The organism is Bradyrhizobium sp. Bra64, assembly GCF_024519875.1.
In the GTDB taxonomy this organism is placed as follows: Bacteria; Pseudomonadota; Alphaproteobacteria; order Rhizobiales; family Xanthobacteraceae; genus Bradyrhizobium; species Bradyrhizobium japonicum_G.
Map to the genome: position 1 here is coordinate 268,386 of NZ_JALJRD010000003.1, position 25,751 is coordinate 294,136.

The following is a 25,751-nucleotide window of genomic DNA, read 5'->3' on the forward strand; positions in this document are numbered from 1 at the left end:
TATCGAGGATCACTGCGCAGGTCGGCTCACTGGAGACGAAAGGGTTTGGTCGATTACGCTGGCGGCTAATCCAGCCCGCTATCCAGAACCGGAATTTTGCGCGACACTACTCAGATATTTCCCCGGCGGTTTCCCGAGCGCCTTCTTGAACATGGTGATGAAGGCTGCGACTGAGTCGTAGCCGAGGTCGGCCGACACCTGCTGCACGCTCGCGCCGGACGTCAGCTCCCGCAAGGCGACGATCAGGTGCAATTGCTGGCGCCAGCGCCCGAAGCTCAGCCCCGTCTCCTTGACGATCAGGCGCGCGAGGCTGCTCTCGCTGAGCGCGACGCGCCTGGCCCATTGTGCCAGGGTGCTGCGGTCGGAGGGATTTTTCGCCAGCGCCGCAGCAATCCGCTTCAGCCGCGGCTCGGGCGAGAGCGGCAGATGCAGCTGCTGAACGGGCATGCGGGGAAGCTCGCGCAAAAGGACCTTCGCCAGCAAGTCCACCCTCGCCTCGTCGCCGGCGACCTGATCGGACAATTCGATGATCACTTCACGCAGAAGCGGCGAGATCGACAGCGTGCTGCATCGATCCGGCAGCTCGACGACGTCGGGCTCGATGTAGACGAAGAACAGCCGCGCATTGGCGGTGGCGAGGTTGCTGTGCTGCATGCCGCCCGGCACCCACACCGCGCAATGAGGCGGTACCATCCACAGGCCGGTGGGAACGCGACATGTGACGCCGCCGCCCAGCGCAAAGATCAGCTGTCCCTTGCGGTGCCGATGATCGGGCACCTCCGCCTTGGTCCCGATGACATCGACACGCACGGCGATGACCGGTGCGGAGCGATCGTCCACATCGAGATTCAACCACGGAAAGCGAAGGGGCTGTCTCATGCTTGCCGGTCTTTAGTCATTGATTGCCTGAATATCTAAATCCAGCGCGCGCGAAAGTCGATAGCTTGCCGCCCTGGATCTGCCCGGCCGCGGCCAGGCGCTCACGCGATCAAGGGACATGACCATGCATGGCTTCAGCACCGCAACAACCGCCGAGCTTGGACGCGATATCCGCACGCAAGCAGGTCTCGTACGCGGCCTTCGACGCGACGCAAGCGGCGTGCTGGCGTTCAAGGGCATCCCATACGCAGCGCCCCCTGTCGGGCTTCTGCGTTGGTGCGCCCCGCAGCCGCCCACGCCATGGGACGGCGTGCGCGATGCGCTTGTCTTTGGCGCGGGCTGTCTTTCATCGCTAGAGAACGATCATCGGCCGGGGCCGCGCGATGAGGATTGCCTCTATCTCAACGTCTGGACCGCAGCGAGCCACGCGGACGAGAAGCGGCCCGTGATGGTGTGGATTCACGGCGGCGGCTTTCAGTTCGGCTCCTCGGCCAACCCCGCGACCGACGGCGGTGCGTTGGCCGCCAAGGGGGCCGTCGTCGTCAGCTTCAATTATCGCCTCGGCGTCTTCGGCTTTCTCGCCCATCCCGATCTCGATGCGGAAGCGCCGTCAGGCAATTACGGCCTGCAGGATCAACTTGCGGCGCTGCGCTGGGTCAAGGCCAACATCGCCGGCTTTGGCGGCAATCCCGACAATGTCACCCTGTTCGGCGAATCCGCCGGCGCCATGGCCGTCGGCATCCTGATGGCCTCGCCGCTGGCGCATGGACTGTTTCACAAGGCGATTGGTCAGAGCGGCGCGTTCTGGGACGGCAAGCGCGGGCCGCTCCAAAGCTTTGAAGAAGCCCGCACGCGTGGTCTCGCTTTCGCCCGGCAACGGGGCCAGGCGTCGATCGCAGCCTTGCGCGCCATGCCGGCCGACCGGTTGAATGCAGCCGCAACCTGGAGTTTTGCGACCAGCCCGGTCGTGACCGCGTTCTCTCCGAGCATCGATCATCATGTGGTGCCGGATGTGCCCGCGCGAAGATTTCTGCGCGGCGAGCAGATGCACATCCCCTTGCTGGCGGGCTGGAACACCGCCGAGGAATTCCCGTTCGCTGCACAATCGCTCCCCGATCAATCGGCGCGCGCTTTTCTCGCCGCCGCCGAGGCGATGTTCGGCCGCGAACGCATGGCCGACTTCCTGAAGGTCTACCCCGCCGCGACCGACACGGAGGCCAAGGCATCCGCAGCCGCGCTCACGGGCGACACCGTGATCGGCGAACAGTGCTGGCAGTGGCTACGGCTGCATCGGCGCGGGAAGCGCGCGCCGGTCTACGGCTATGTGTTCGGCTACACGTCGCGCTACACGCCGATCGCCTCGCACGTCACCGAAATTCCGTTCGTGTTCGGCACGCTGACGCCGCAACAGGTGATCGGCAGCTCGGCGCCGCCGGCCGAAGAGGACCGCGCGATGGCGCGAACGATGATGGACTATTGGCTGAATTTCGCGGCGCACGGCGATCCCAACGGGCCCGGCCTGCCGGTCTGGCCCGCCTATGACGAGACAGATGTGGTGCAGATCCTCGGCACGACGATCGAAGCCGGCCCCAATCCGCAAGCCGCCCGCTTCGGCTTCCTCGACAGTTTCAGGCAGGACGGAGTCCTGCCGACGCGCTGGCGCGAGATGGCGTAGACGGGCCACGATCATAATTCGCAGGGCGGGCTAACAAAGCGTAACCCGCCATCAATCAGCGTGCTGCGATGAGAGAGACGGTGGGGGTTCGGCTCAGCCGCCCGCCATCAGCTCTTTCGCCAGCGCCATGTAGGCCGGCAGCGTCACGGGATCGTTGGCGGCGTTGCCCGCTGCGGGGTGCGACGCGTAGCGCGCGATCACCATCTCGGCCCTGGGATCGATGTAGATGCCCTGGCCGTGGACGCCGCGCGCCATATAGGCGCCGTGCGCATTGTGCGTGACCCACCATTGATTGCGGTAGGAGGCCCCAGGCAGCGTGGTGTAGCCGGCCGGCTTGAATTTTTCGGGATCGCCGCCCCGCGCGATGTCCTCGACCACGGTTGACGGCACGATTTGGCGGCCGTTGAAGCGGCCGTGATTGCGCATGGTCTCGCCGAAGCGGGCGAGATCGCGCAAGGTGGTGGACAGGCCGCCACCGCCGCTCTCGGTGCCGATGCGATCGACGTGATAATGCGCGTCCTCTTCCGCACCCATGGGAGTCCAGATGCGCTCGGAGAGCAGGTCGGACAGCGTCATGCCGCTGGCGCGCCTGATGATCCAGGCAAGCACGTCGGAATTGACGGTCTTGTAGGCAAACGCCTTGCCGTGCTCACCCTGCTTCTTCTGCGCGACTAGGAAATCGAAAATATTGGTGGGACCGTCATAGCCGGGCTCGATCGGCGCCATGCCGTTGGCGCGCCGCAATCCCCACACGGCGGAATTCCTGTCGGTGTAGATTTCGGTGTAGGCGAGGCCCGTGGTCATATCCATGGCCTCGTGCACGCGCGCATCGCCAAAGGCGCTGGCCTTCAGCTCCGGCACGTAGTCCGTGACCGGCGCCTGCGGGTCGATCCTGCCTTCCGCGATCAAGATGCCGGCGAGCGTGCCGGTGAACGATTTCGTCACCGACATCGCGATATGCGGCTTGTGCGGCTTCAGCGCGCCGAAATAACGCTCGTAGATCAGCTTGCCCCGGTGCAGCACGGCGATGCCGTCGGTGTATGTCTCCTCCAGCATTTTCGCGAACGTCATGGGCCGGCCGTCCATCGTGGTCGAGGCGACCGCGCCGATGTCGTGATCCTCGCGCGGCAGCGGCGACGCCGGCCCCGCCCCGCGCCAGACGTTCACGGTGGGCACCAGCTGGCGGATGTTGCTCCAGGCCCAGCGCAATTCGGGGAAGCTGCGGAACGAGCCGTTCTGGAAGGTGATGGTGCGGTCCGGCGCGGGCGGGGAGCCCTTCATCCAGCCGAGGGTTTCGGGATCGGTTTCGGTGGCGGAAGGATGGTCGGGCATGGACGCGGCGGACATGAACACTGGCTCCGGAGAGAACGATGCCGGTGTCGTATCATGGGCTCGCGCAGCGTACATCTCGCGATTGCGCCGGGGTGCTGCGCGACAATCAGCACGGCGGCCGGAACACAACAACGAAATCCGTCGATAGAGCCGACGGCGCACCTACGATGTCATGATCGCAGGTGCGCCGCCGCCCGTGATGCCGATGGTCGTCAGGTCAGCGCCTTAGCCCTTTCGCCCGGTGCGCTTCTTTGCCTTCGCCGCACGCTTGCGCCCCGGCGCCGCTGCGCGCGCGGATCCGCTTTCCCTGCGGCCACCGGTGTCGGCGGTCAACTCGGGACGCAATCTGGCGAGCTTGGCGCGGTCCGGCAGCATGTCCGCGAAGCCGTCGAGCACACGCGGCGCGGCCGCACCGTCGCCGCCGACAGCCATCGCCCGGGCGCCTGCCGGCGCCGCGGTCCGGCTGAGAGCCTGCAACCGCCGGCACGCTTCGCCGAGGTGATAGGCCTCGCCGCCGAGCGCCACCCATGTGCCGACCTCGGGATGCAGCACGAGATTGGCCGAATGGTTGTCGGTATCGCTGGTCGGATAATCGACGAACACGTCGACCCCCGATTGCACGCCGACCATCACGCCCTGCGCCGACCACGACACGGCGACGTCGACGCGGTAGCGGCCCGGCTTCTCGAAGGCAAAGCCCGCCGTGCTCCAGAACACCTTCGCCGAGGCCGTGATGCTCTTGCCGGGCTCGAGCTCGCTCAGCTTGGCGTGCTCGCACAGGATCACAAAGGGCCTGACCGGACGCTCGCGCCCCTCGGCATCGGTGACGGTGATCGATGCGAACAAGGCCTCGATGCTGACGTCGTTCGGCGCGCGCAGCGACACGCCGCTCGTGTTCGTCATCGTCCACGACAGATCCAGCGGCTGGCCGAGCGCCACACGGCCTGTCGTAGCCGTCACCGTCAGCGCCAGCTCGGAGGAGTCGAAATCGTGCCGGTCGGCGGCTTGCGGCGCACCGGTCGGGAACCAGCTTGCGAACGGCCATCCACCGGGACGAATGACCGGGTCCGGCATGTGGTTGAGGTGATGACGGACGTTGGTGTTGTGTGCGAGCTTGATCTGATCGGGGAACACGCCGGGTGCACCGGTCGCGGGACCGCCGAGCACGTCCGCGACGCTCGGCGTCGTGGTCATGATCGAGTTGTCGGCCGCCGTCTCCTGCTCCTGATGGATCTGGTTCAGGGTGTGCGTCAGCTCGTGTGTCGCGCTGCGCAGGAACGCACGCGGCACGTCGCGCTGCTTCTTGTTGGCGGCGAGGCCGAAGTTCGAGGAATCCCCGACGGGATAGCCGTCGTCGGAGAAGCTGGCGCAGCCTTCGCGGGGAACGCCGATCTGGTCGTACATGATGCCGCGCGAGCACCCGAGCTTCGCGGGCACGACAATCATGTGCACGCGCCATTCGGTGTCGAGATTCGTCGCGGGATTGCGCACATTGGTCATCAGCGCGTGCAAATCGGCCGAGCTCCAGCAATTGGTCGGCGTCACGCCTGATGGCACGGGGACGTTGAGCTGGTCCTGCACGACCGAGAGCTGCCAGCCGGTCTTGGCGAAGACCGTGTCGAAGAACTCCGTGCCGCCGGCGCCATCGGGCACCGGCGCGGGCCGCACGGCCCCCACCAGCGTGTCGATTTCAAGCGTGCAGCGCCGGAAGAATTTCGACACCCAGGCAAGCGTGATGCTGCCCTTGTCCACGCCGCCTTCGAACAGCCGTCCCTGGTAGAACGGCCCGCCGGTCAGGGAGAACGGAAACGGCGCCGGCACCTTTGAAAGCTTCATCGTCACGGTGCGCGACGGCGTCGCCGGGAACGTGCCCTTGAACTGGCCGACCGGCGGCTGCGTGTAGTTGAACTGCTCGGCTGTGATTGTCAGCTCGCACTTCTTTGGGAACGGCACCGCGACCGGCGCGGACACACTGGTCACCCTGAGATAGGAGTGATAGCGCGCGCGAGGGAAGATGGGGATCCTCGGCCTGAGGATCGGTGACGGAATGATGGGGTTGTCGAGCGCGCTGAGCGAACCGGCGAGGCTCGTCAAGCCCGAGTCCGCCCCCTCCTCTTCGTCCGTGCCGGCACCCACGACAGGCAGCACCGGCCCCGGGATCGGACCGATCACCGGCCGCTTCGAATAGAGATCGCCGCTGACGATCAGATGGTCGGCGCCGCCGTCGGGCGCGGAGCGATCGACGCGCAGCGTGCCTTCGAAGGTCACGAAGCCCGCGGTCGGCCTGAAGTTGATCTGGTAGCAGCCTTCGCGGAAGTCGAGCCTGCAGAGCCTGAAGGGCGGAAACGGCTGCAGATCGGTTGTGGCCGGCTGGTCGCCGGACTCGTCATCGCCGAAGCTGATCTGGCGCGATAGGGGTACCTGCGGCTTCATCGCCGGCTCGACCGATGCCGGGGTCATGTTTGAAAGGCTTCCACTCGATTCATGTTCTGAGCAATTGCACATGTCGTCTTCTCCCTCGTTGAAACGTAGGCGATCGACGTGAGCGGGCTCGTTCGCGGGTACACCCGCGTTATTTCGGTCAGCCAGGGCGTGCGCAAATCCTACGCGCGCCGATAAATCACATGGCAGCTCTCTGAATCCGTAAACTCAAATCGGTCGGGGTGCAGTGAAATCCGATAGGTCACAAGTTCGTCGGTCGCCGTCCCCACGACGAGCGTTTCGGAGTCTTCCAGGCGGTAGATTCCCGCGTCCCACCACACCATGCCCTGCCCTTCCCCGCGGGTGCCGCGGTAGGTGCCGGTCGAGAACGTGAGAGTGGCGGGATATTTGTCCGCACACGCAGCCGCCGTGGCCTTGGTCCACGTACCAACCATGCTCTGTCCGTGTTTGTCAGCCATAGTGTCTCCATAGCTTTTCATCGACCGAGCGGTGATCCGCCGGCTGAAAGCTATCTCAACATGCCGTTCTGGCGTGTGCAGCTCATTTCAAGCTGATGTGGTGGCGGGTCTATCAATCAACCCAATTCACCACGTTCAATCACAGCAGGTACTTTATCGCAGGATTTATGCGAGCGTGCGTGTGAAGGGGTTCACATGGAGGTGCGACAATTGAGCACCGGCGCGAAAGCTCGACATGGCGTGCGGCGTCGAAGCCGTTCAGTCCGCATCTTTGCTTTCATCAAGGCGTTGAGCGGTCCGGTAGCGGCCGGGCGACAGGCCGTGATGTCGATGAAAGATTTTTGAAAACGCCGCCGCTGTCTCGTAACCAACCCGGCTCGCAATCCGTGCGATGGGCTCGTCGCTGGTTTCGAGCAGGAACACCGCTTCCGCCATCCGGCGTTCGATCACATAGCGATGCATGGACTGGCCGACGAGCCTGGTGAAGCGCGCTGAAAATACCGAGCGGCCGAGCCCCACGCGGTGGCCGAGGTCGCTCAGCGTCCAGGGCCGCTCCGGGTTTTCGTGGATCAACTTGAGCGCCGATCCGATATGCGGGTCGGATATGGCCCCGAGCCAGCCGCCCTGCCCGGGACTGAGGGACGCGATCCAGCTTCGGAGTGCCTCGACAAAGAGCACTTCCGTCAGTCGTGAAAGCGCGACGCGTTGGCCGGGACGCTCGAGCGCGGACTCGCTGACCATGCGGCGCAGGATGGCTTCGAGCCAGCCACCGTCCGCCGTCGGCTTCAGCAGCAGCACGGGCGGAAGCAGTTCCAGCACGCTGCCAAGCAGCGGCCGTGACACGGTGAAATTGCCGCAAATCATCGTCGCGAGCGGCTTTGCACGGCTGCCGTGACGAACGACGCCAAGACGCGGCGACGATCGATCGATATCCACAATCCGCAAAGGCTTGGCCCGGCGATCCGAATAAAACTTGTGGGGCTCGCCGCGTGTGATGACGACAAAATCGCCCTCGGTCATCTGGATTTCTTGTCCCTGTTCGAGCGCGAGGGTCGCCGAACCTCTGCTGAGATAGTGAAACAGCGCGTAGGGGCGCGCCGGCAGCTCCAGATTCCAGGGATGGCCGAGCTCGAAGTGGAAGAGCAACGTTCCACCGAGACGAACGCGATCGAGCACCTGGGCGAGGATATCCATGCCGGAGAAGCTAATCCGATGGACGATCGGACACAACATCCGGACGATTGATCTCTATCGTCCGAAATACCCGCGCACTAGGTCATGTCGCGGCGGGCCGACGTCACGTGCGGCAACCATGTCGCCAACGGCGGATGGAAAAAACCGCAACCTTGCTGGAAACGCCTGTCCATTCCCCCGGACTTTATTCCGTCCGACATGCCAACAGGAACAATCAATGCGAAATTTCCTATTCTCAGCCGCCACCGCACTCCTGGCCGGATCGCCATTGGTCGGCTCCGCCCATTCCGCCGAACTGCCCAGGGGTGCAGCCCACAACATCGTGCTCGTGCACGGCGCTTTCGTGGACCAGACGAGCTGGCAGCCCGTTGCCGACATTCTCACGAAGAAGGGCTATCACGTCACGCTCGTGGAAAATCCGCTCACCTCGCTCGCCGCTGATGTCGATGCCACCAAACAGGCGCTCGCGAAGCAGGACGGCAAGACAGTTCTGGTCGGCCATTCATGGGGCGGCGTTGTGATCACGCAAGCCGGCAACGATCCCAAGGTTTCGGCGCTGGTCTATGTCTCCGCGTTTGCGCCCGAGGTCGGTGAATCCCTGGCGTCGCTGGCCAAAGCCGGCCCGCCGACCGAAGGCGGCAGCGCGATCCATCCCGACGCGAAGGGCAATCTGTACATCGACCCCAAGGTGTTTCCGTCGGCCGTCGCGGCTGACCTACCTCCGGAGATCGCCGCGCACCTCGCCAACTCGCAGCTTCCGTTGAACCACGTTGCGTTCGAAGCTCCCGTCGACATTGCGGCCTGGCACGACAAGCCGACGTTCTATGTCATCAGCACGAAGGACAAGGTGCTCGCGCCCGAGGCCCAGAAGTCGTTCGCAGCCAGGATCAAGGCCCAGACGACGGAAGTCGCCGGCAGCCATGCCTCGCTCGTCGTCCATGCGAAGCAAGTCGCTGAAGTCATCGAGAAGGCAACGCTCGCGAAGTGACAACCTTGCTCCCGGCATTTCGGTGTCGGGAGCAGTCTACGTTTGCTCAGAGAAGGATTGGAGGGTTGCTTCCGGGATTGCCCGGGAGGCCCCGCTAACACCGGCAGCACTGCCGCGCGTCAGTCGCGCGATATCGACAGGCCCGCGAGAAGCGGCGCGTACGCGGCGAGCCTGCGGGATACGAACTCCGTGAAGAGCCGCACGCGCTTCGTCTTGCGTGTCTCCCCCTGTGTGAGAAGCCAGAGCGTTCCGTACATGTGCAGATCGGTGCCCGGCACCCTCACCAGCAGCGGGTCGGCATCGCCGACGAAGCAAGGCAGTGTCGTGATCCCGATTCCTTGCCTGACGGCAACGATCTGCGCCTCGGCGTCCGTGATCCTGAACGGAACGCCGGTGGTGCGAACCTCACCCTCGCTGGCCCAATCCGGAATTCCATGAATGCTGATGACGATCCACCTGACAGGATCAGGCGCGCCTGCGCGCCACGCGGCCAGTCGATCCCTGGACATGTAGATGCCGCCGAACACCTCCGGTCCCTTCAGGCCGTGAAGATTGAGCGGCAGGGTCTTGCGGTCGTAGACGACGCGGATCGCGACGTCGGCCTCCCGGTTGGTCAGATTTGCCAGCTCGCCAAACGACAGGATCTCCATCTCGATATCAGGATGCAGACGCGCGAAATCGGCGAAATCAGGCATGAGCAGGTGGGTCGCAAGCGGCGGCGCCAGCGTCACCCGCAGACGCCCGCGCACGCTCTGGTCGCGCCCGAAGACGCGCGTCTCCAGCTGGTGCGACGAGGCTTCCATCTGGTCCGCGAACTCCAGGACCTCCTCGCCCGCAGCCGTCAGGCGGTAGCCCGACGGCAGCTTTTCGAACATGTGGACCCCGAGGCGTTCCTCGAGCTGGGCGATGCGTCGCAGCACGGTCGCGTGGTTCACACCGAGGCGCTCGGCGGCAGCCCGCACCGAGCCCCCGCGCGCGACGGCAAGAAAGTGGCGAATGTCGTCCCAGTCGATCATGGTGCAATCCCGCACCGCGCGGTGCGCCTTCCAAAGCCCATGTCCGACGCATCGAACAGCATCTCGTATGTGGGTGGCGGAGGGCGATTATCATAGCCCAGACCGGCAAGCACGGCCCAATTCCGAACGGCGGACACCGATCGTCGCGGCTGGCGCCAGTGGTCCAGCCGGATCGATTTCGCACCACCGATGTGCGCGTTTCCGCACTCAACGCCTGACTTCCGCGGACCTATGTCGAGGCTCTCGGGGGCGTCCCCGAACGACCAAAGACGGAGTCTGAAAGGAAGTCATGGGAAAGCTTGAAGGTAAGGTTGCCGTCGTCACGGGCGGATCGAGCGGCATGGCGCTGGCGAGCGCCAGGCGGTTCGTCGAAGAAGGCGCGTATGTCTTCATCACGGGCCGGAAGCAGGAAGCGCTCGACGCTGCCGTCAAACTGATCGGCCGGAACGTGACCGGCGTGCGCGGCGACGCGGCCAATCTCGACGACCTCGACCGCCTGTTCGACACGGTCACGCGGGACAAGGGCAGGATCGACGTCCTGTACGCGAGCGCCGGCATCGGCGAAGCTGTCCCGCTGGGCGAGATTACCGAGCAGCATTTCGATGCGACCTTCGGCCTGAATACGCGCGGCACGCTGTTCACGGTTCAGAAGGCGCTGCCGCTGTTTCGCGATGGCGGATCCATCTTCATGACCGGGTCCGTTGCGTCGGTGAAGGGCTTTCCCGGTTACGGCGTCTATGCGGCGAGCAAGGCGGCGTTGCGCTCATTCGCACGCACCTGGCTCAACGAATTGAAGGGCCGGAATATCCGGGTGAACGTGCTGAGCCCGGGGCCGATCGCCACACCGATGCAGGACCAGGTTCTCACCGAGGAAGCGAAGCGGATGTTCGAATCCCTGATCCCGCGGGGGACGATGGGTCGTCCCGAGGAAATTGCGGCGGTCGCGCTGTTTCTCGCTTCAGACGATTCCAGCTTCGTGAACGGGGTGGAACTGTCTGTCGACGGCGGCTTCTCGGCGATCTGAAGGCCCACAACGTTCCTACCGACAGGGACACGACGCACGCGATCGGATCCAGCGCGATCCGATCGGAGCGAAATGGAGAAACGACTGTGAGCACCGAGACGAACGTTCAGACCGTGAAGGACTTCTTCGCCGCGATCGGCCGCGGCGACAGGAAAGCTCTGCTGGCGCTGGTCGCCGAGGACATCGAGTGGATCATTCCGGGCGAAAACTGGCCGCTGGCCGGCACGCACCGCGGGCACGACGGGCTCGCCGATTTGCTCGAGACGGCATCCAAAACGATGGAAACCTCCACGGAGCCCCGCGAGTTCATAGCGCAGGGAGACCGGGTCCTAGTCGCAGGTTTCGCGACGGGAAAGATCAAAGCCACGAACAAGCCGTTCAGGGACGACTGGGTTTTCGCCATGACCGTTCGAAGCGGCAAAGTGACTGACATCAGGGAGTACGTCGACACGCAGGCCCTGGCGCGGGCCGCGCGCCCGTCGAATGCCCAACCCTGAAGGAGAACACGATGTACGACCAATCCAAGCTATCCGAGTTGATCCGGTTCGCACGAATAGATGCGGGCTCCACCGTCATCGACGTTTACCCGGGCGACGGCGACTGGACCCGTCTCTTCTCCGACATCGTCGGACCCGGCGGACGGGTCTACAGCTTCGTGCCGGCCGAAGTCGCCCACTTCAAGACCGATCCGGTCGGCCGCATGCGGACACTTGCGAAGGAACCGGGCCGAGAGAATGTCGAAGCCGTCTCGGCGGACCTCGTGGCGATGCCGCAGGCCACGCAGCCTGCGGACGTGCTGTGGCTGCACCTGTTCTACCACGATCTCCACACCGCGCTGATCCAAGCCAAAGGCGCGACGGCGGCCCAGTTCAATCGAGCTGTCTACGAGCGGCTGAAGCCCGGCGGGCGCTACGTCATCGTAGACCACGCCGCCGCCGTCGGGACGGGCACGAGCGAGGCCCCGTCGCTGCACCGGATTGAGCCTGCATCCGTTCGCGAGGAGGTGGAGGCGGCCGGCTTCGTCCTGGACGCAGAAAGTACCCTGCTTGCGAACAAGGACGATGCACACGCGATCAAGGTGTTCGATCCCTCGATCAAGGGCAAGACCGATCGCTTCGCCTATCGGTTCGTGAAGCCCTGACGGGTCGTAGCCGACGTCATCTCGACCTCCGCAGCGGGTTGCCTCGATGTCTTCGCTGGACTTGTTCGCATCCGCTGCGGGTCGATTGCAGTTCTTGAGCTCTCGGTGCAGCCGGATTACTTTTTAGTCGCGCCCTCAGATGGCTGCTCTGCCGACCCGCCGATTTTCCTCGAGACCACGTAGACGTCGACGCCGCTCATCGAGCATTCCTCGCTTGATGCCCGGCTGTTCGTGATGACCTCGATCTTCGTGCCATCCTTGGTGTGAAACGTGATGTCGTAGACCTGCTGGTAGAGGTCTTTGCCGATCTTTTCGGATGCGAAACGAACGGCCCTGGTCTGCGCCTCGATCACTGATGGGATATCAATCAACCCGGCGTTCTTGAGGTGCGTGAGGGCCATGTTCGTGGGCCAACTCGCGCAGTCCGGAGACTTCGCCAGAGCCACCGCAGCCGGCATAGCAAATATTGCGGCCATCACCACTTTCAACGCGGCGCGCATCAATGCACCACCGCGATGGTGTGGTCGCCACTTTCCCGGATCTTCCCCGTTCAAGATCGCACTCCATTGGCTGTCGTGGCGTCCCATGATCACTCTCGATATCTGTACGGGGTATTGCACTTCAAGTTGGAATCCGCCCAGCAGCCTTGCTTACATGTTCATTGCTTAAAGCAATGCTCGCGATGCCACTTTAGAAAATGCGGATGAGGTCGGTCCGATGGCCTCTCGGGCTCAAGGGCACGACCGGTCCTGTTGATGACCGATCGAACGCCGTCCACGTCGTTTGTCTGGCGCGAGATCAGTATTTCCAGATCATCAGCCAAGCTGATCAGACCGCGATCGAACATCCAATGAGCGGTACCGGATAAAGCAATCCCATTGCTCACGATATCCGGCCCATTTGCCTCCACAGGCCGAATGTGCGCCGCCGCGACTTCTGCGCGCCCCATTCCATTAATGAGCTTCAGCCCGGTAATGGCGCAGCGCTCATCGTAGGCACGCAGTACAATCCGGCGAAAGACGCGGTCACGCAGAACTCTCGATACAGTTAGGCTGACGCGATCTCGCTGTTGCTCAAATATGAACGGGGCCTGCTGCTTTTCGTCAAATTGAGACAACTGAACATCGGTATCAACGCGGGGCAGCAGCGGTGCGCCTTCCGCAAAACCGAGCTCGAATATTCTGTTGAAATCCTCCGGCGAGATTGGTCGGACTGCCGACTGAGCACGCCCCGAAATTCGCCCCTGCTCATTCAGGACGCCGCGTTCGACAGGACCAGCTGGCCCGTTGAAGGAAACCGGATTGGCAAAATCGAGGTAACTTCCGGGTTCGATCAGAGCGAGGTACATCCCCGGAGTGCCTGGATCGGGAATGACTTGCTGAACCCGAGCAATCGCAAAGTAGCCGCGCGTTTCGGCGACTTTGCTCGGCTCATAATAGATGATCCAATCGCCGATGCATGCTTCGACGCGACGAAAATACTGACTGGGAAACTGATACCGTTCAGCCGGGCTGTCATCGTAGATCGAGTCCGATCGATGGATGAAAACCCCAAATCCCATGATCTATGCCGCGCATCCTCTCCGGGAAGTGGCGCCCCACTTCAGTGATGTTGAACCACAGGAGCGCCCCCTACTCCCACTCAATCGTCCCAGGCGGCTTGCTCGTCACGTCGTACACCACCCGGTTCACGCCCTTCACCTCGTTGATGATGCGCGTGGCGGTCTCGCCGAGGAATTTCATGTCGAACTGGTAGAAGTCCGCGGTCATGCCATCCGTTGATGTGACGGCGCGCAGGCCGACCACAAAATCATACGTGCGGCCGTCGCCCATGACGCCCACCGTCTTGACCGGGAGCAGCACGGCGAAGGCCTGCCAGATGTCGTCGTAGAGGCCGTGCTTGCGGATCTGGTCGATGTAGACGGCATCGGCCTTGCGCAGGATGTCGAGCTTGTCCCTGGTGATCTCGCCGGGGCAGCGGATGGCGAGGCCCGGGCCCGGGAACGGGTGGCGGCCGACGAAGATTTCGGGCAGGCCGAGCTCGCGGCCTAGCTTGCGCACCTCGTCCTTGAACAGCTCGCGCAGGGGCTCGACGAGCTTCATGTTCATGCGCTCGGGCAGACCGCCGACATTGTGGTGCGACTTGATCGTCACCGAGGGGCCGCCGGTGAAGGAGACGCTCTCGATCACGTCGGGATAAAGCGTGCCCTGCGCCAGGAAGTCGGCGCCGCCGATCTTCTTGGCCTCGTCCTCGAACACCTCGATGAAGAGACGGCCGATGGTCTTGCGCTTGGTTTCGGGATCCGTGACGCCTTCGAGCTCGCCGAGGAATTGCTTCGAGGCATCCACGTGCACGAGCGGGATGTTGTAGTGGTGGCGGAACAAATCGACCACGGTCTTGGCTTCGTCGAGGCGCAGCATGCCGTGATCGACGAACACGCAGGTGAGCTGGTCGCCGATGGCTTCGTGGATCAGCACGGCCGCCACCGCTGAATCGACGCCGCCGGAGAGGCCGCAGAGCACCTTGCCCTTGCCGACCTGGGCGCGGATCTTGGCGATCTCCTCCTCGCGGAAGGCGCGCATGGTCCAGTCGCCGGAGAGGCCGGCGATCTTGCGCACGAAATTGCGGATCAGCTTTGCGCCGTCGGGCGTGTGCACCACTTCGGGGTGGAACATCAGGCCGTAATATTTGCGCGTCTCGTCCTGGATGATCGCGAACGGCGCGTTCGGCGAGGTGCCGGCCACCGAGAATCCCGGCGGCATTTTCGTGATGCGGTCGCCATGGCTCATCCAGACCTGGTTCTTGCCGCCGGGCGACCAGACGTCCTCGAACAGCTTGCTCGGCGCCTTGACCTCGACGTCGGCGCGGCCGAATTCGCGGTGATGGCCGCCCTCGACGGTACCGCCGAGCTGCTCCGCCATGGTCATCTGGCCGTAGCAGATGCCGAGCACGGGCACGCCGGAGGCGAAGATCAGCTGCGGGGCGCGCGGCGAGCCGGCCTCGTGCACCGACTCCGGCCCGCCGGAGAGAATCACCGCTTTCGGCTTCATCTCCTTGAAGGCCTCTTCGGCCTTGTTGAACGGGACGATCTCGCAATAGACGCCGTCCTCGCGCACGCGACGCGCGATCAGCTGCGTCACCTGGCTGCCGAAGTCGACGATGAGAATCTTGTCATGCGCCGAGGCCACGGAGGGCGTCGACGCGGAACGGTCGGTCTGTGCTGCTGTCATGGCAAGCAGATACGCGACGGCGCGACGACCCGCAACCGCGCAGGTTTGCGCGCCCACATCCTTCTTTGGGCATGGACAAACCGATATAGGTAAGTATTATTGACCTAATGTGCCCCGCTGCTCAAACAGGGCCCGATCAGGGAGAACGCTTTTGTCACAGCACCATCCGCCATCATCGCTTGCCGCGCTCGGCCGAACCTGGGTCGAGGCCTGGAATACTGGCGATCTCGAGCGCGTGCTCACGCTCTACGACGAGGCCGCAATGATGACCTCGGACCGCATCCCCGCGATGGGGTTCGATGCCAGCGGCACCGTGCGCGGCAAGGACGCGTTGCGGGCGTATTGGGGCAAGGCGCTCGCCCTGCTGCCGAACCTGCACTTCTCGCTGATCGATGTCTTCGTCAGCCCTGACAGCGTCGTGGTGTTCTACGAGAACGAGCGCGGCAAGCGGATCTGCGAATATCTGCGGGTGAATGATGCGGGGTTGATCGTGCAGGGATCGGCCAACCATTTGCCGCACTAAAGCGCGATGAGATTGGGATGAATCGTCATCGCGCTTTAGGTTCTTGTTTGAGCATGATCGTTTCGGAAAACCGCTTCGTACTTTTCCGGATCATGCTTTAGCCCATCCGCGTCATTGCGAGCGCAGCCAAGCAATCCAGAAGGCCGCTGCGAATGCATTTCTGGATTGCTTGGCTGCGCTCGCAATGACGGAGACTGTGGCGCGCGCGTGCGCTAACACTCCGCCCGCCGGCACCAAGACAGGACACAGCATGAAACTCCCCGCCTCCCCCTTCACCGTCACCGACTGGAGCAAGGTTGCGCCGACCACGCATGCCGGCGAGACCGGGCAAGCCCAGTGGCGTACGCTCAACATCGGCGATCTCCGGGTGCGGATGGTCGAGTATTCGCCGGGCTATCTCGCCGACCATTGGTGCGATCGCGGCCACGTGCTCTACGTTCTGCAAGGCGAGCTCGACAGCGAGCTGCGCGACGGGCGCAAGTTCAAGCTCACGGCGGGGATGAGCTACCAGGTCTCGGATTTCGGCGACGCCGCGCATCGGTCCTCCACAGCGACGGGAGCGACGCTTTTCATCGTCGACTGAGGTGCCCCGAACGGTTAATTTGCACCGCAAAATAGCAAACCGAATGGATATCCCGAGCCGCGGGTGGTGCCTTGAAGTGGCCCCAAAATCTCGCTATATTGTGATCATCGATACTTGGCCGAACGACTGGGCCGCTTCGCTTCGTTGCTGACGGGCGCGCACGCTTCAGATGATTTCTCCAACATCGACTGATCAGGACTATGGGCGCAATAGTGCGTACCGGTCTGCGTGTTAACTTCTTAAGCAAAGGAAATTCCCATGGCTATGGGCACCGTGAAGTGGTTCAACAATCAAAAGGGCTTCGGTTTCATTCAGCCGGATGACGGCGACAAGGACGTGTTCGTGCACATCAGCGCCGTCGAGCGCGCCGGCCTCTCGACCCTCAACGAGGGCCAGAAGGTCTCGTTTGACATCGTCGCCGATCGTCGCAGCGGCAAGTCCTCCGCCGACAATCTCCGCGTCGGCTAATCGCCACGCAAGAGCGCTCTGACCACGGACGTACCGGCAGAGCGTAGAGTTAGAAAGCCCCGCGACCGGGTTCCGGTTCGCGGGGTTTTTGTTTTGGGGGGGCGAACGAAGCCGCGTTACGCCTTCTTCAACACCGAGACGAAGAAGCCATCGGTTCCGGTGCGCCGCGGCGTCATCAGCCACCCCTCCGGCGATTGCAGCGCCGCTTGGGCGAAGTCGTCCGCCTTGTCCCAGAGCACGCTCGCGGTCTGCTCGGGCGGCACCACCGCGAACTCGGGATGACGGCCCATGAACGCCCTCACCTGCTCACCGTTCTCTTCCGACAGCACCGAACAGGTGATGTAGGCGATGCGGCCGCCGGCCTTGACCAGCGGAACCGCGCGATCGAGCACCGCGGTCTGGTCGCGCAGGCGAATCTCCAGCGCGCCCGGCCGCATGCGCCATTTGGCGTCGGGGTTGCGGCGCCAGGTTCCGGTGCCCGTGCAGGGCGCGTCGATCACGACGAGATCGGCGGTGGCGCTGATGTCGGCCAGCGGATCGGCCTCGCCCTTGGGCGTGCGCACGTCGGCATTGTGGACGCCGGCGCGCGACAGGCGTTCATGAATGGGCGCAAGTTGCCGCTTGTCGCTGTCGGTCGCGATCAGCCGGCCCTTGCCCTGCATCATGGCGGCGAGCGCCAGCGTCTTGCCGCCGGCCCCCGCGCAGAGATCAATCACCTGCTCGCCGGGTTTTGCCGCGGTGAACAGGGCCGCAAGCTGCGATCCTTCATCCTGCACTTCAACGGCACCCTTGATGAAATCCTCCTCGGCCTGGATGCCCGGGTTGCGCGCATCGGCCGAAAGCTCGATGCGCAGGCCCGTTGCGGACCAGGGCGTCGGTTTCGCATGAAGATGAGCAAGCGCGCCCAGCACCTTGTCGCGATTGGATTTTAGCGTGTTGACGCGCAAATCGAGCGGGGCCCGGCTGGCCATCGCGGCGGCCTCCGCCGCGCGGTCCTCGCCGAACACTTTTGCCAGATGCGAATCGAGCCATTCCGGATAGTCGCCGGCGATCGCGGCCGGGGCACCCTCAAGGGAGCGCGAGGCGAGCGCGGCCTGCTCGGCCTCGGTGAGCGGAGCCGGCGCGAAGCGGCTGCCGTCGAACAAGGCGGCCATGGTGGCCGCATCCATGTCGCGCTCGAGCCGGAGCATGCCGATCAGCCGCGCCCGCGCGGTATCGGCATCCATCAGGAAGGCGCTCGAGGCGTAGCGACGCAGCACGTCCCAGACCAGGCCGGCGATGGCGGCGCGGTCGCCGGAGCCGGCAAAGCGGTGCGAGGTGCCCCACTCCTTCAACGCCTTGGCCGCGGGCACGCGGTCTCTCTCGATGGTGTCGATCAGTTCGATGGCGGCGGACAGCCGGGCAGCGGGAGTCATTTGAATCTTTCAGATCAGGATTGGCGCGCAAGCGTCAGATCAGCAACAGCATTCTCAGCGCGAAATAGATCCACATCGCGAGCAGCACGAGCACGCCGGCGAGCCAGATCGCCGAGCGCCGGCCAAGGTCGTTGGAGGAGACGAACACCCCGGCATGGGCGAACCGTGTCACCACGAACACCCAGGACATCAGCACGATGAAGAGATCGGCGTGGCGCAAGGGAAGTGCCAGCGCGATCAGGGCATAGAACAGCATCGGCAACTCGAACTGGTTGCGGTAACAATTGGCGATTTGCGTGGCGCCCTTGGGCCAGTTCGGCTCGCCCAGCGCAATGTCGCGGATCCTGGTCTCGCCGGAGACCAGCGCTTTCCGGCGCCCGAAGACCATGCCGATCAGGAGCGCGAAGGTGAGACCGACCTGCACGAAGACAGGCAGCAGGACCATTTGAGCAGACATCGGAACTTTCCCGTAAGGCGGAACGCCGCGGACCGTCATTAGCCGCGACCGTTGGCGCTGACAATCGACGAGTTGAACCGGCGTTCCCGATCCGGCGACCAAATGGCGATCGTTAAAGCGACTTTTGCCACTTTGGGCGCAAGGCGAGCCATGAACACCCTCTTCAGCCAGATCGCCGGCCTGACCGTCGTTTGGTCCGAATCCGCCAATGGCCAGTTCAGCATCGTGATGTCGGCGCTGTCAGGCATCGCGGCGGCGCTCGCGGTGGCGCTGGCGATGTCGGTGTACTTCCGAATGAGCTACCGGACCTGGCGCGATGTCGTCAGGCATGGCCTCGCGGCGCTGGCCGCGGCTGCCTTGCTGGCCTTTGCCGCCTACGACATGCGTCACGCCGCGATGGCCTATCTCGGCCTCAACCCGTCCAAGCCGGCGGTCGAGTTCGAGATCCGCATGCCCAAGGAGACGCTGACGGCGGCGGCCGACAGCCAGATCGAACTGCACACCGACCGCAACCAAACGCTGGCGCTGGTCGACGGCGTGCGGGACATCGGCGATGGCCGCTCCGTGCTGCGCGGCGCGGTGGCGCTCAAGCATCGCACCGCAGACCGCGTGCTGGTGGTGAACCTGCCCGGCAAGGGCACCTTCGAATTCCGCCTTCGCCTGCCCGCAGAGCCGCATCGCACCGAGCTGTTCGGACCCTGGCACCTCGCCGACCGCATCTCCTCGCCGCTTACCGGCAACGCGGCGGCACAAGACGCCTACACGATCCGCTACCGCGTGTTTTAAACTTTGTTCGCTGCGATGCATGCCCGCACCGTCATCGTTCCGACGCGCGACCACGGATATGATTCATCCCATGTCCGAATTTCGCCTCACGCAGATTTCCGACACGCATCTTGGCCGGCGCTTTCCCGGCCTGATTGCGAACTTCCACCGCGTCAGCGAGCACATCGACGCTGACAGGCCCGATCTCGTCGTCAACACCGGCGATGTCTCGTTCGACGGGCCGACCAGCCGCGACGACGTCGCATTCGCCAAAGGCCTGCACGACGCCCTGCCCGTCGCCTGCCGCTACCTTCCCGGCAATCACGACATCGGCGACAATCCGACCGCGATCGGCCCGGCACCGAAGCCGCCGGTCGAAGAAGCACACCGCCGGCAATTCTGCGACATCATCGGCGAGGACCATTGGTCGTTCGAGGCCGCGGGCTGGCGCTTCATCGGCCTCAACACGCTGGTGATGAATTCAGGGCTCGCCTTCGAGGCCGAACAGTTCGACTGGCTCGCTTCCGAAGTTTCACGCGTGAACGGCAGGCCGGTCGCGCTGTTCCTGCACAAGCCGATGTTCCTCAACCTGCCCGACGATGCTGAAACGCCGGAGACCTCGATCCGCTACGTGCCGCAGCCGGCCCGGGCGCGGCTGATCAAGATGTTTGCGCATGTCGACCTGCGCCTGATCGCCAGCGGCCACGTGCACCAGCGCCGCGACTTCACCTATAGGCACACCCGCCACGTCTGGGCGCCGTCGGCCGGCTTCAAGATCAACGACGCGCGGCAGGACCGTATCGCGATCAAGGAAGTCGGGCTCGTGGAATACCGCTTCCAGCCCGACGGCTTCGAGGTTCGCCACGTCAGGGCGCCGGGCCAGGTCGACGTCGATATCGAGGAGTTGTTCGCCCAGATGGGTAGCGAGCACTAACGGCGATCGTCAGGCGACGCTCTTGAGGTCCTGCTGGATCGCAGCCAGCAGGGACTGCAGCGCCGCGCTGTCCACCGGCTTGGCCCCGGCATTGGTAGGCTGGACATTGTCAGGCCGCGCGGCTTTGACCGGACGCCTGGGGAATGGCGGCATGGGTGTGGGCATCGCGGACTGCGCGAACGTGTCGGCGTCCTCGGTGTGAACGAACTTGCCATGGATGACGTCGTCGCGACGGCCCATGACAAACATGGTCGCCCAATATCCGGCAGCCAGCAGGATTACGCAGAAAACAACAATCTCTAACATCATCGCACCTGAAATATGCGCAATGATTCAATGCCTTCGTGGGTCCGTCAATGAACCGACGGTCACACCTGCGGCTTTTACGGGCGGGTGTGGCCGATCGGTCACTCTTTATCAACCATATCCGGACCCCGAGGGAGCCGGAGCGGCGGATCAAGCCTTATCCGGCCCGACCCGCACCAGCTGCTTGCCGAAATTGGCGCCCTTCAGGAGCCCCATGAAGGCACCGGGCGCGCTCTCCAGGCCCTCGGTGACGAACTCCTTGTACTTGACCTTGCCGTCGCGAACCCAGCCGGACATGTCGCGCAGGAAGTCACCATGGCGGGAGGCGAAGTCGGAGACGATGAAGCCGCGGAAGGTCAGCCGCTTGGTCAGCGTCGCGCGCATCATCGAGGCCGCCCATTTCGGCGGCTTGGCCTCGGTGTCGTTGTAATGGGCGATCAACCCGCAAACCGGCACGCGCGCGAACGGATTGAGCAGCGGGAAGACCGCCTCGAACACGGCGCCGCCGACATTCTCGAAGTAGACGTCGATGCCTTTCGGGCAGGCCTCCTTCAGCTTCGCGGCCAGATCGGGATCGCGGTGACCGATACAGACATCGAAGCCGAGCTCCTTCACGACGTAATCGCATTTGTCCTTGCCGCCGGCGATTCCCACCGCGCGCGCGCCCTTGATCTTCGCGATCTGGCCGACGGCCGAGCCGACCGCACCTGAGGCGCCGGCAACGACGACAGTCTCGCCTTCCTGCGGCTTGCCGATGTCGAGCAGGCCTGTATACGCGGTCATGCCGGGCATCCCGAGCACGCCGACAGCCGTCGAGATCGGCGCCAGCTTCGGGTCGATCTTGTTCAGTCCCTTGCCGTCGGAGATCGCGTGCGTCTGCCAGCCCGTGCGCGACAGCACGATGTCGCCCTTGGCGAAGTTCGGATTGTTGGAGGCTGCGACCTCGCAGACCGTACCGGCTTCCATCACGCCGCCGACGGGCACCGGCGCTGCATAGGATGGACCGTCGCTCATGCGCCCGCGCATGTAGGGATCGAGCGACAGCCAGATCGTGCGCAGCAGGACTTCACCTGCCGCAGGCGTCGGCACAGCGAATTCCTCGATGCGGAAATCGGACGGCTTTGGCTCACCGACGGGACGCGCGGCGAGAACGATGCGTTTGCCTTGGGACATGATGACTTCCTCCTGATTATGCTTCGGCGCGAACGGAAGCGGAGGGAGGCAGCTGCGTCAATACAAAAGCAGTAGAGCGCGTTGTCGCCAGCAGTGCGTTCCTCCGGACGCGCTGCAGCGCACCGCTGAACAAGCGCTGCGCTGCGTCCGGGGCACGAGAGCAGCGCGGAAGCTAACCCCCGCCCGGATAGTTCGGCGCTTCGCGCGTGATGGTGACGTCGTGGACGTGACTTTCGCGCAGGCCCGCGCCCGTGATGCGAACGAACTGCGCCTTCTCGTGCAGCTCCTTCATGTCCTTTGCGCCGACATAGCCCATTGCGGCGCGCAGGCCGCCGGCGAGCTGGTGCATGACGTTGCCGACCGGGCCCTTGTAGGGCACCTGGCCTTCGATGCCTTCAGGCACGAGCTTGAGCGCGTCCTTGATGTCCTGCTGGAAGTAACGGTCCGCCGAGCCGCGCGCCATCGCGCCGACCGAGCCCATGCCGCGATAGGCCTTGTAGGAACGGCCCTGCCACAGGAACACTTCGCCGGGCGTCTCGTCGGTACCGGCAAGCAGCGAACCGACCATGGCTATGTCGGCGCCGGCCGCGAGTGCCTTGGCGAGGTCGCCGGAGAACTTGATGCCGCCGTCGGCGATGACGGGAATGTCGGACTTCTTCGCCGCTTCCACCGCATCCATGATCGCGGTGAGCTGCGGCACGCCGACGCCGGCGACGATGCGCGTGGTGCAGATCGAGCCCGGTCCGATGCCGACCTTGATGCAGTCCGCGCCCGCATCGATCAGCGCCTGCGCGCCTTCGGAGGTCGCGACGTTGCCGGCGACGACCTGCACGGAGTTGGACAGGCGCTTGATGCGGTTCACCGCGTGCAGCACGTGACGGGAATGGCCGTGCGCGGTGTCGACGACGACGAGGTCGACGCCGGCATCGATCAGCCGCTCGGTGCGCTCGAAGCCGGTATCGCCGACCGTGGTGGCGGCGGCAACGCGCAGGCGGCCCTGCGCGTCCTTGCAGGCGAGCGGATGGGCGACCGCCTTCTCCATGTCCTTGACGGTGATCAGGCCGACGCAGCGATATTGCTCATCGACCACGAGCAGCTTCTCGATGCGATGCTGGTGCAGCATCCGCCGCGCCTCGTCCTGGCTGACATTCTCGCGCACCGTGACGAGACCTTCATGCGTCATCAGCTCGGAGACTTTTTGCCGGCGATCGGTCGCAAACCGCACGTCGCGGTTGGTGAGGATGCCGACCAGCTTGCCCGGCGTGGACTTGCCGGCGCCGGTGACGACGGGAATGCCGGAGATGCCGTGATCGCTCATCAGCTTGAGCGCGTCGTCGAGGCTGGCTTCGGGACTGATGGTGAGCGGGTTCACCACCATGCCCGACTCGTAGCGCTTGACCTGCCGCACCTGCGCGGCCTGCCCTTCAGGGTCGAAATTGCGGTGGATGACGCCGAGGCCGCCGGCCTGCGCCATGGCGATCGCCATGCGCGCTTCGGTGACTGTGTCCATGGCGGAGGCCATGATCGGGATGTTGAGGGGAATGGCGCGGGTGACGCGGGAACGGATGTCGACCTCGCCCGGCATGACGTCCGACAGGCCCGGCTTCAACAGCACGTCGTCGAACGTGAGGGCTTCGCGAATGCCTTGAAGTTGCACCGTGGCCATCTTGCCAACTCCTTCCAGCGGCCCTGCCGCAAATAGCTATGGATGAGCGCCGCCCTCGGCGTACCTTGCGGCAACGCCGGAGAATCGGAGCCCATCGGTGGGGTTGACGCGGGTCGATAGCACGGCTGAGCGACGAATCAAAGCAAATCGGACCGCTGGCCAGCCATGCACAGGCATTTTGGGTAAATCAGCGTGGATTGCCCGGCGGCAGGCCGTGCCGGCGGATCGCATCCACGACCTCCCGGTGACGCCGATCCTCCCGCTTCATGTGCACCGCGATGAGGGCGTGGGCCGACGGCACCGGAAGCAGGACGTGGAAGACCAGGCCCAAAATCGCGCAGACGACGCACAGCACGAGGTTGAGGATCGCCCCGAACGGCTGTCCGTTCAGGAGCAGCCCGATAGGCGGCAGCAGCGCGGCAAGCAGGTAGATCATCGCGCCGTCTCCGGCGCGGCGCGACGCCCCTGGGGGTCACACCGTTGTTACGCGGGATTTAGGTGCTATGCGTTGAACCGCAATGGTCCCGGGTCAGTGGTGGTGATAAGCCGCAATTCTCGCCATTCCTCCTGCTCTCCATTAACAATCCGTCATGGTCGACAAGCAACGCATCATTCCGCTGATCGTGGCCACTGCTCTCTTTATGGAGAACATGGACTCGACGGTGATCGCCACCTCGCTGCCGGCGATCGCGGCCGACATCGGCACCAGCCCGCTGACGCTCAAGCTAGCGATCACCTCCTATCTGCTGTCGCTTGCAGTGTTCATCCCGGCGAGCGGCTGGACCGCCGACCGGTTTGGCGCGCGCATGGTGTTCGCGATTGCCGTCGGGGTGTTCATGGTCGGCTCGGTCGGCTGCGCGCTGTCGACCTCGGTCACCGATTTCGTGTTCGCGCGGATCCTGCAAGGCATGGGCGGGGCGATGATGACGCCGGTCGGGCGCCTCGTGCTGCTGCGCTCGGTCGACAAGAGCGCGCTGGTCAACGCCATGGCGTGGGTGACGGTCCCTGCCCTGATCGGCCCCGTGATCGGCCCCCCGCTCGGCGGCTTCATCACCACTTACGCGTCCTGGCACTGGATCTTCCTGATCAACATCCCGATCGGACTGCTCGGCATCTTCATGGCCTTGCGCTTCATCGATCCCATCAAGAGCGAAGAACGGGAGCCGTTCGATCTCTATGGCATGGTGCTGGCGGGCATGGGACTTGCCGGCATTGCGTTCGGCCTCTCGGTCGCCGGTCTCAACCTGCTGCCCTGGAGCACGGTCGCCGCGCTGGTCGTCGGCGGATCGATCTCGATGACGCTGTATGTCCTGCACGCCCGGCGGACGGGATCGCCGGTGCTGGACTTTTCCCTGCTGAAGCTGCCGACGCTGCGCGCGGCCATTTTCGGCGGTTTCATGTTCCGGCTTGGCATCGGCGCGCTGCCGTTCCTGCTGCCGCTCCTGATGCAGATCGGTTTCGGGCTGTCGCCGTTCAAATCCGGTCTCGTGACCTTTAGCTCCTCGCTCGGCGCCATGGGCATGAAGGCGCTGGCGGCGCGCCTCATCCGGACCTTCGGCTTCCGCAATCTGATGACGGTGAACGCGATCGTCAGCGCATTCTTCCTCGCCGCCTGTGCGCTGTTCACGGTGACGACCCCGCTGCTCATCATCATGATCATCCTGGTGGTCGGAGGCTTTTTCCGCTCGCTCGAGTTCACCGCGATCAACACGGTGGCCTATGCCGACGTCGAGCCCCCGCAGATGAGCCGCGCCACCACGCTCGTCAGCGTCAACCAGCAGCTCGCGGTCTCCGCCGGCGTCGCCGTCGGCGCAGCGTCGGTGGAGACGACGATGTGGTTCAGCCATGTCAGCGAGCTCAACGCGACGGTGTTCGCGCCGGCCTTCATCGTGGTCGCGCTGACCTCGGCGGCATCGAGCTGGTTCTTCTGGCAGATGCCCGATGATGCCGGCCACGAGATCTCCGGCCGCAAGGCGGTGGAGATCGCGAGCCGCAAGGGTGCCGCAAAGAGCGCGGCAAGTGCCGCCGTCAAAACCGCAACCGAGGATACCCAGGACGCCCGCGACCAGCGGCTGGGTTAGT

General features: G+C 64.2%; 26 protein-coding genes. 11 read left to right on the forward strand and 15 right to left on the reverse strand.

What is annotated here, in order from left to right; genetic code table 11:
• Positions 1–78: 78 nt before the first annotated feature.
• Positions 79–879, reverse strand: coding sequence for a helix-turn-helix domain-containing protein (locus NR187_RS13655; protein ID WP_256806735.1), 801 nt, complete (start codon positions 877–879; stop codon positions 79–81).
• 124 nt (positions 880–1,003) lie between these two features.
• Between NR187_RS13655 and NR187_RS13660 the strand changes: the two genes are divergently transcribed.
• Complete coding sequence (locus NR187_RS13660; RefSeq protein ID WP_256806736.1) at positions 1,004–2,554, forward strand: carboxylesterase/lipase family protein; 1,551 nt, start codon at positions 1,004–1,006, stop codon at positions 2,552–2,554.
• A gap of 93 nt (positions 2,555–2,647) precedes the next feature.
• Here NR187_RS13660 and NR187_RS13665 read toward each other — a convergent pair whose 3' ends face one another.
• The 4 genes from NR187_RS13665 to NR187_RS13680 form a co-directional block, all read right to left on the reverse strand.
• The gene (locus NR187_RS13665) at positions 2,648–3,901 is read right to left on the reverse strand and encodes a serine hydrolase (protein WP_211383496.1); all 1,254 of its coding nucleotides are present in this window, start codon (positions 3,899–3,901) and stop codon (positions 2,648–2,650) included.
• 210 nt (positions 3,902–4,111) lie between these two features.
• Positions 4,112–6,346 (reverse strand): hypothetical protein, encoded by a 2,235-nt coding sequence (locus NR187_RS13670; RefSeq protein WP_249128973.1) that lies wholly within the window; start codon positions 6,344–6,346, stop codon positions 4,112–4,114.
• A 143-nt stretch (positions 6,347–6,489) separates the two neighbouring features.
• Positions 6,490–6,786, reverse strand: a complete 297-nt coding sequence (locus NR187_RS13675; protein ID WP_211383494.1) for a hypothetical protein — start codon at positions 6,784–6,786, stop codon at positions 6,490–6,492.
• A 258-nt stretch (positions 6,787–7,044) separates the two neighbouring features.
• The gene (locus tag NR187_RS13680; protein ID WP_372703088.1) at positions 7,045–8,019 is read right to left on the reverse strand and encodes a cupin domain-containing protein; all 975 of its coding nucleotides are present in this window, start codon (positions 8,017–8,019) and stop codon (positions 7,045–7,047) included.
• Positions 8,020–8,197: 178 nt separating this feature from the next.
• On the opposite strand from NR187_RS13680, the gene NR187_RS13685 reads away from it, so the two are divergent.
• Entirely contained in the window at positions 8,198–8,968 is a 771-nt protein-coding gene (locus tag NR187_RS13685; RefSeq protein ID WP_211383492.1) for an alpha/beta fold hydrolase, read from the forward strand.
• 119 nt (positions 8,969–9,087) lie between these two features.
• Here the strand turns inward: NR187_RS13685 and NR187_RS13690 are convergent, their stop codons facing one another.
• Positions 9,088–9,984: a LysR family transcriptional regulator gene (locus NR187_RS13690; protein WP_256806741.1), complete on the reverse strand. Its 897-nt coding sequence runs from the start codon at positions 9,982–9,984 to the stop codon at positions 9,088–9,090.
• 289 nt (positions 9,985–10,273) lie between these two features.
• Between NR187_RS13690 and NR187_RS13695 the strand changes: the two genes are divergently transcribed.
• The 3 genes from NR187_RS13695 to NR187_RS13705 all read left to right on the forward strand — a co-directional run bounded on the left by NR187_RS13695 (position 10,274) and on the right by NR187_RS13705 (position 12,149).
• Positions 10,274–11,008, forward strand: coding sequence for an SDR family NAD(P)-dependent oxidoreductase (locus NR187_RS13695; RefSeq protein WP_211383490.1), 735 nt, complete (start codon positions 10,274–10,276; stop codon positions 11,006–11,008).
• A gap of 86 nt (positions 11,009–11,094) precedes the next feature.
• Positions 11,095–11,505 carry a nuclear transport factor 2 family protein gene (locus NR187_RS13700; protein ID WP_211383489.1) on the forward strand — a complete coding sequence of 137 codons (411 nt, stop codon included), beginning with the start codon at positions 11,095–11,097 and terminating at the stop codon, positions 11,503–11,505.
• 11 nt (positions 11,506–11,516) lie between these two features.
• Complete coding sequence (locus NR187_RS13705; RefSeq protein WP_256806742.1) at positions 11,517–12,149, forward strand: class I SAM-dependent methyltransferase; 633 nt, start codon at positions 11,517–11,519, stop codon at positions 12,147–12,149.
• A gap of 116 nt (positions 12,150–12,265) precedes the next feature.
• Here the strand turns inward: NR187_RS13705 and NR187_RS13710 are convergent, their stop codons facing one another.
• From NR187_RS13710 to guaA, 3 genes are all read right to left on the reverse strand, one after another.
• Positions 12,266–12,736: a hypothetical protein gene (locus NR187_RS13710; RefSeq protein ID WP_256806743.1), complete on the reverse strand. Its 471-nt coding sequence runs from the start codon at positions 12,734–12,736 to the stop codon at positions 12,266–12,268.
• Between the two features lie 71 nt (positions 12,737–12,807).
• The gene (locus NR187_RS13715) at positions 12,808–13,710 is read right to left on the reverse strand and encodes an HNH endonuclease (RefSeq protein ID WP_256806745.1); all 903 of its coding nucleotides are present in this window, start codon (positions 13,708–13,710) and stop codon (positions 12,808–12,810) included.
• 70 nt (positions 13,711–13,780) lie between these two features.
• Positions 13,781–15,379: a glutamine-hydrolyzing GMP synthase gene (gene guaA / locus NR187_RS13720; RefSeq protein ID WP_211383486.1), complete on the reverse strand. Its 1,599-nt coding sequence runs from the start codon at positions 15,377–15,379 to the stop codon at positions 13,781–13,783.
• Between the two features lie 151 nt (positions 15,380–15,530).
• Here guaA and NR187_RS13725 point away from each other — a divergent pair, with 151 nt between their 5' ends.
• The 3 genes from NR187_RS13725 to NR187_RS13735 all read left to right on the forward strand — a co-directional run bounded on the left by NR187_RS13725 (position 15,531) and on the right by NR187_RS13735 (position 16,953).
• Complete coding sequence (locus NR187_RS13725) at positions 15,531–15,902, forward strand: nuclear transport factor 2 family protein (protein ID WP_211383485.1); 372 nt, start codon at positions 15,531–15,533, stop codon at positions 15,900–15,902.
• A gap of 250 nt (positions 15,903–16,152) precedes the next feature.
• Positions 16,153–16,485 carry a DHCW motif cupin fold protein gene (locus NR187_RS13730; protein WP_211383484.1) on the forward strand — a complete coding sequence of 111 codons (333 nt, stop codon included), beginning with the start codon at positions 16,153–16,155 and terminating at the stop codon, positions 16,483–16,485.
• Positions 16,486–16,743: 258 nt separating this feature from the next.
• On the forward strand, positions 16,744–16,953 hold the full coding sequence (locus NR187_RS13735) for a cold-shock protein (protein WP_007592195.1): 210 nt from the start codon (positions 16,744–16,746) through the stop codon (positions 16,951–16,953).
• Positions 16,954–17,069: 116 nt separating this feature from the next.
• On the opposite strand, the gene NR187_RS13740 is transcribed toward NR187_RS13735, so the two are convergent.
• Both NR187_RS13740 and NR187_RS13745 read right to left on the reverse strand, forming a co-directional pair.
• Positions 17,070–18,368 (reverse strand): RsmB/NOP family class I SAM-dependent RNA methyltransferase, encoded by a 1,299-nt coding sequence (locus tag NR187_RS13740; RefSeq protein ID WP_256806747.1) that lies wholly within the window; start codon positions 18,366–18,368, stop codon positions 17,070–17,072.
• Between the two features lie 34 nt (positions 18,369–18,402).
• Entirely contained in the window at positions 18,403–18,825 is a 423-nt protein-coding gene (locus tag NR187_RS13745; protein WP_256806749.1) for an MAPEG family protein, read from the reverse strand.
• Positions 18,826–18,975: 150 nt separating this feature from the next.
• Here NR187_RS13745 and NR187_RS13750 point away from each other — a divergent pair, with 150 nt between their 5' ends.
• Both NR187_RS13750 and NR187_RS13755 read left to right on the forward strand, forming a co-directional pair.
• Positions 18,976–19,611, forward strand: a complete 636-nt coding sequence (locus NR187_RS13750) for an acriflavin resistance protein (RefSeq protein ID WP_256806750.1) — start codon at positions 18,976–18,978, stop codon at positions 19,609–19,611.
• Between the two features lie 70 nt (positions 19,612–19,681).
• The gene (locus NR187_RS13755) at positions 19,682–20,524 is read left to right on the forward strand and encodes a metallophosphoesterase (protein WP_256806752.1); all 843 of its coding nucleotides are present in this window, start codon (positions 19,682–19,684) and stop codon (positions 20,522–20,524) included.
• Between the two features lie 9 nt (positions 20,525–20,533).
• Here the strand turns inward: NR187_RS13755 and NR187_RS13760 are convergent, their stop codons facing one another.
• From NR187_RS13760 to NR187_RS13775, 4 genes are all read right to left on the reverse strand, one after another.
• The gene (locus NR187_RS13760) at positions 20,534–20,830 is read right to left on the reverse strand and encodes a hypothetical protein (protein WP_211383479.1); all 297 of its coding nucleotides are present in this window, start codon (positions 20,828–20,830) and stop codon (positions 20,534–20,536) included.
• Between the two features lie 150 nt (positions 20,831–20,980).
• Positions 20,981–22,003, reverse strand: coding sequence for an NADP-dependent oxidoreductase (locus NR187_RS13765; protein WP_256806753.1), 1,023 nt, complete (start codon positions 22,001–22,003; stop codon positions 20,981–20,983).
• Between the two features lie 172 nt (positions 22,004–22,175).
• Positions 22,176–23,669: an IMP dehydrogenase gene (guaB, locus tag NR187_RS13770; RefSeq protein WP_211383477.1), complete on the reverse strand. Its 1,494-nt coding sequence runs from the start codon at positions 23,667–23,669 to the stop codon at positions 22,176–22,178.
• A gap of 187 nt (positions 23,670–23,856) precedes the next feature.
• On the reverse strand, positions 23,857–24,105 hold the full coding sequence (locus tag NR187_RS13775) for a hypothetical protein (protein ID WP_211383476.1): 249 nt from the start codon (positions 24,103–24,105) through the stop codon (positions 23,857–23,859).
• Between the two features lie 154 nt (positions 24,106–24,259).
• On the opposite strand from NR187_RS13775, the gene NR187_RS13780 reads away from it, so the two are divergent.
• Entirely contained in the window at positions 24,260–25,750 is a 1,491-nt protein-coding gene (locus NR187_RS13780; protein WP_211383475.1) for an MDR family MFS transporter, read from the forward strand.
• Position 25,751 lies beyond the last annotated feature (1 nt).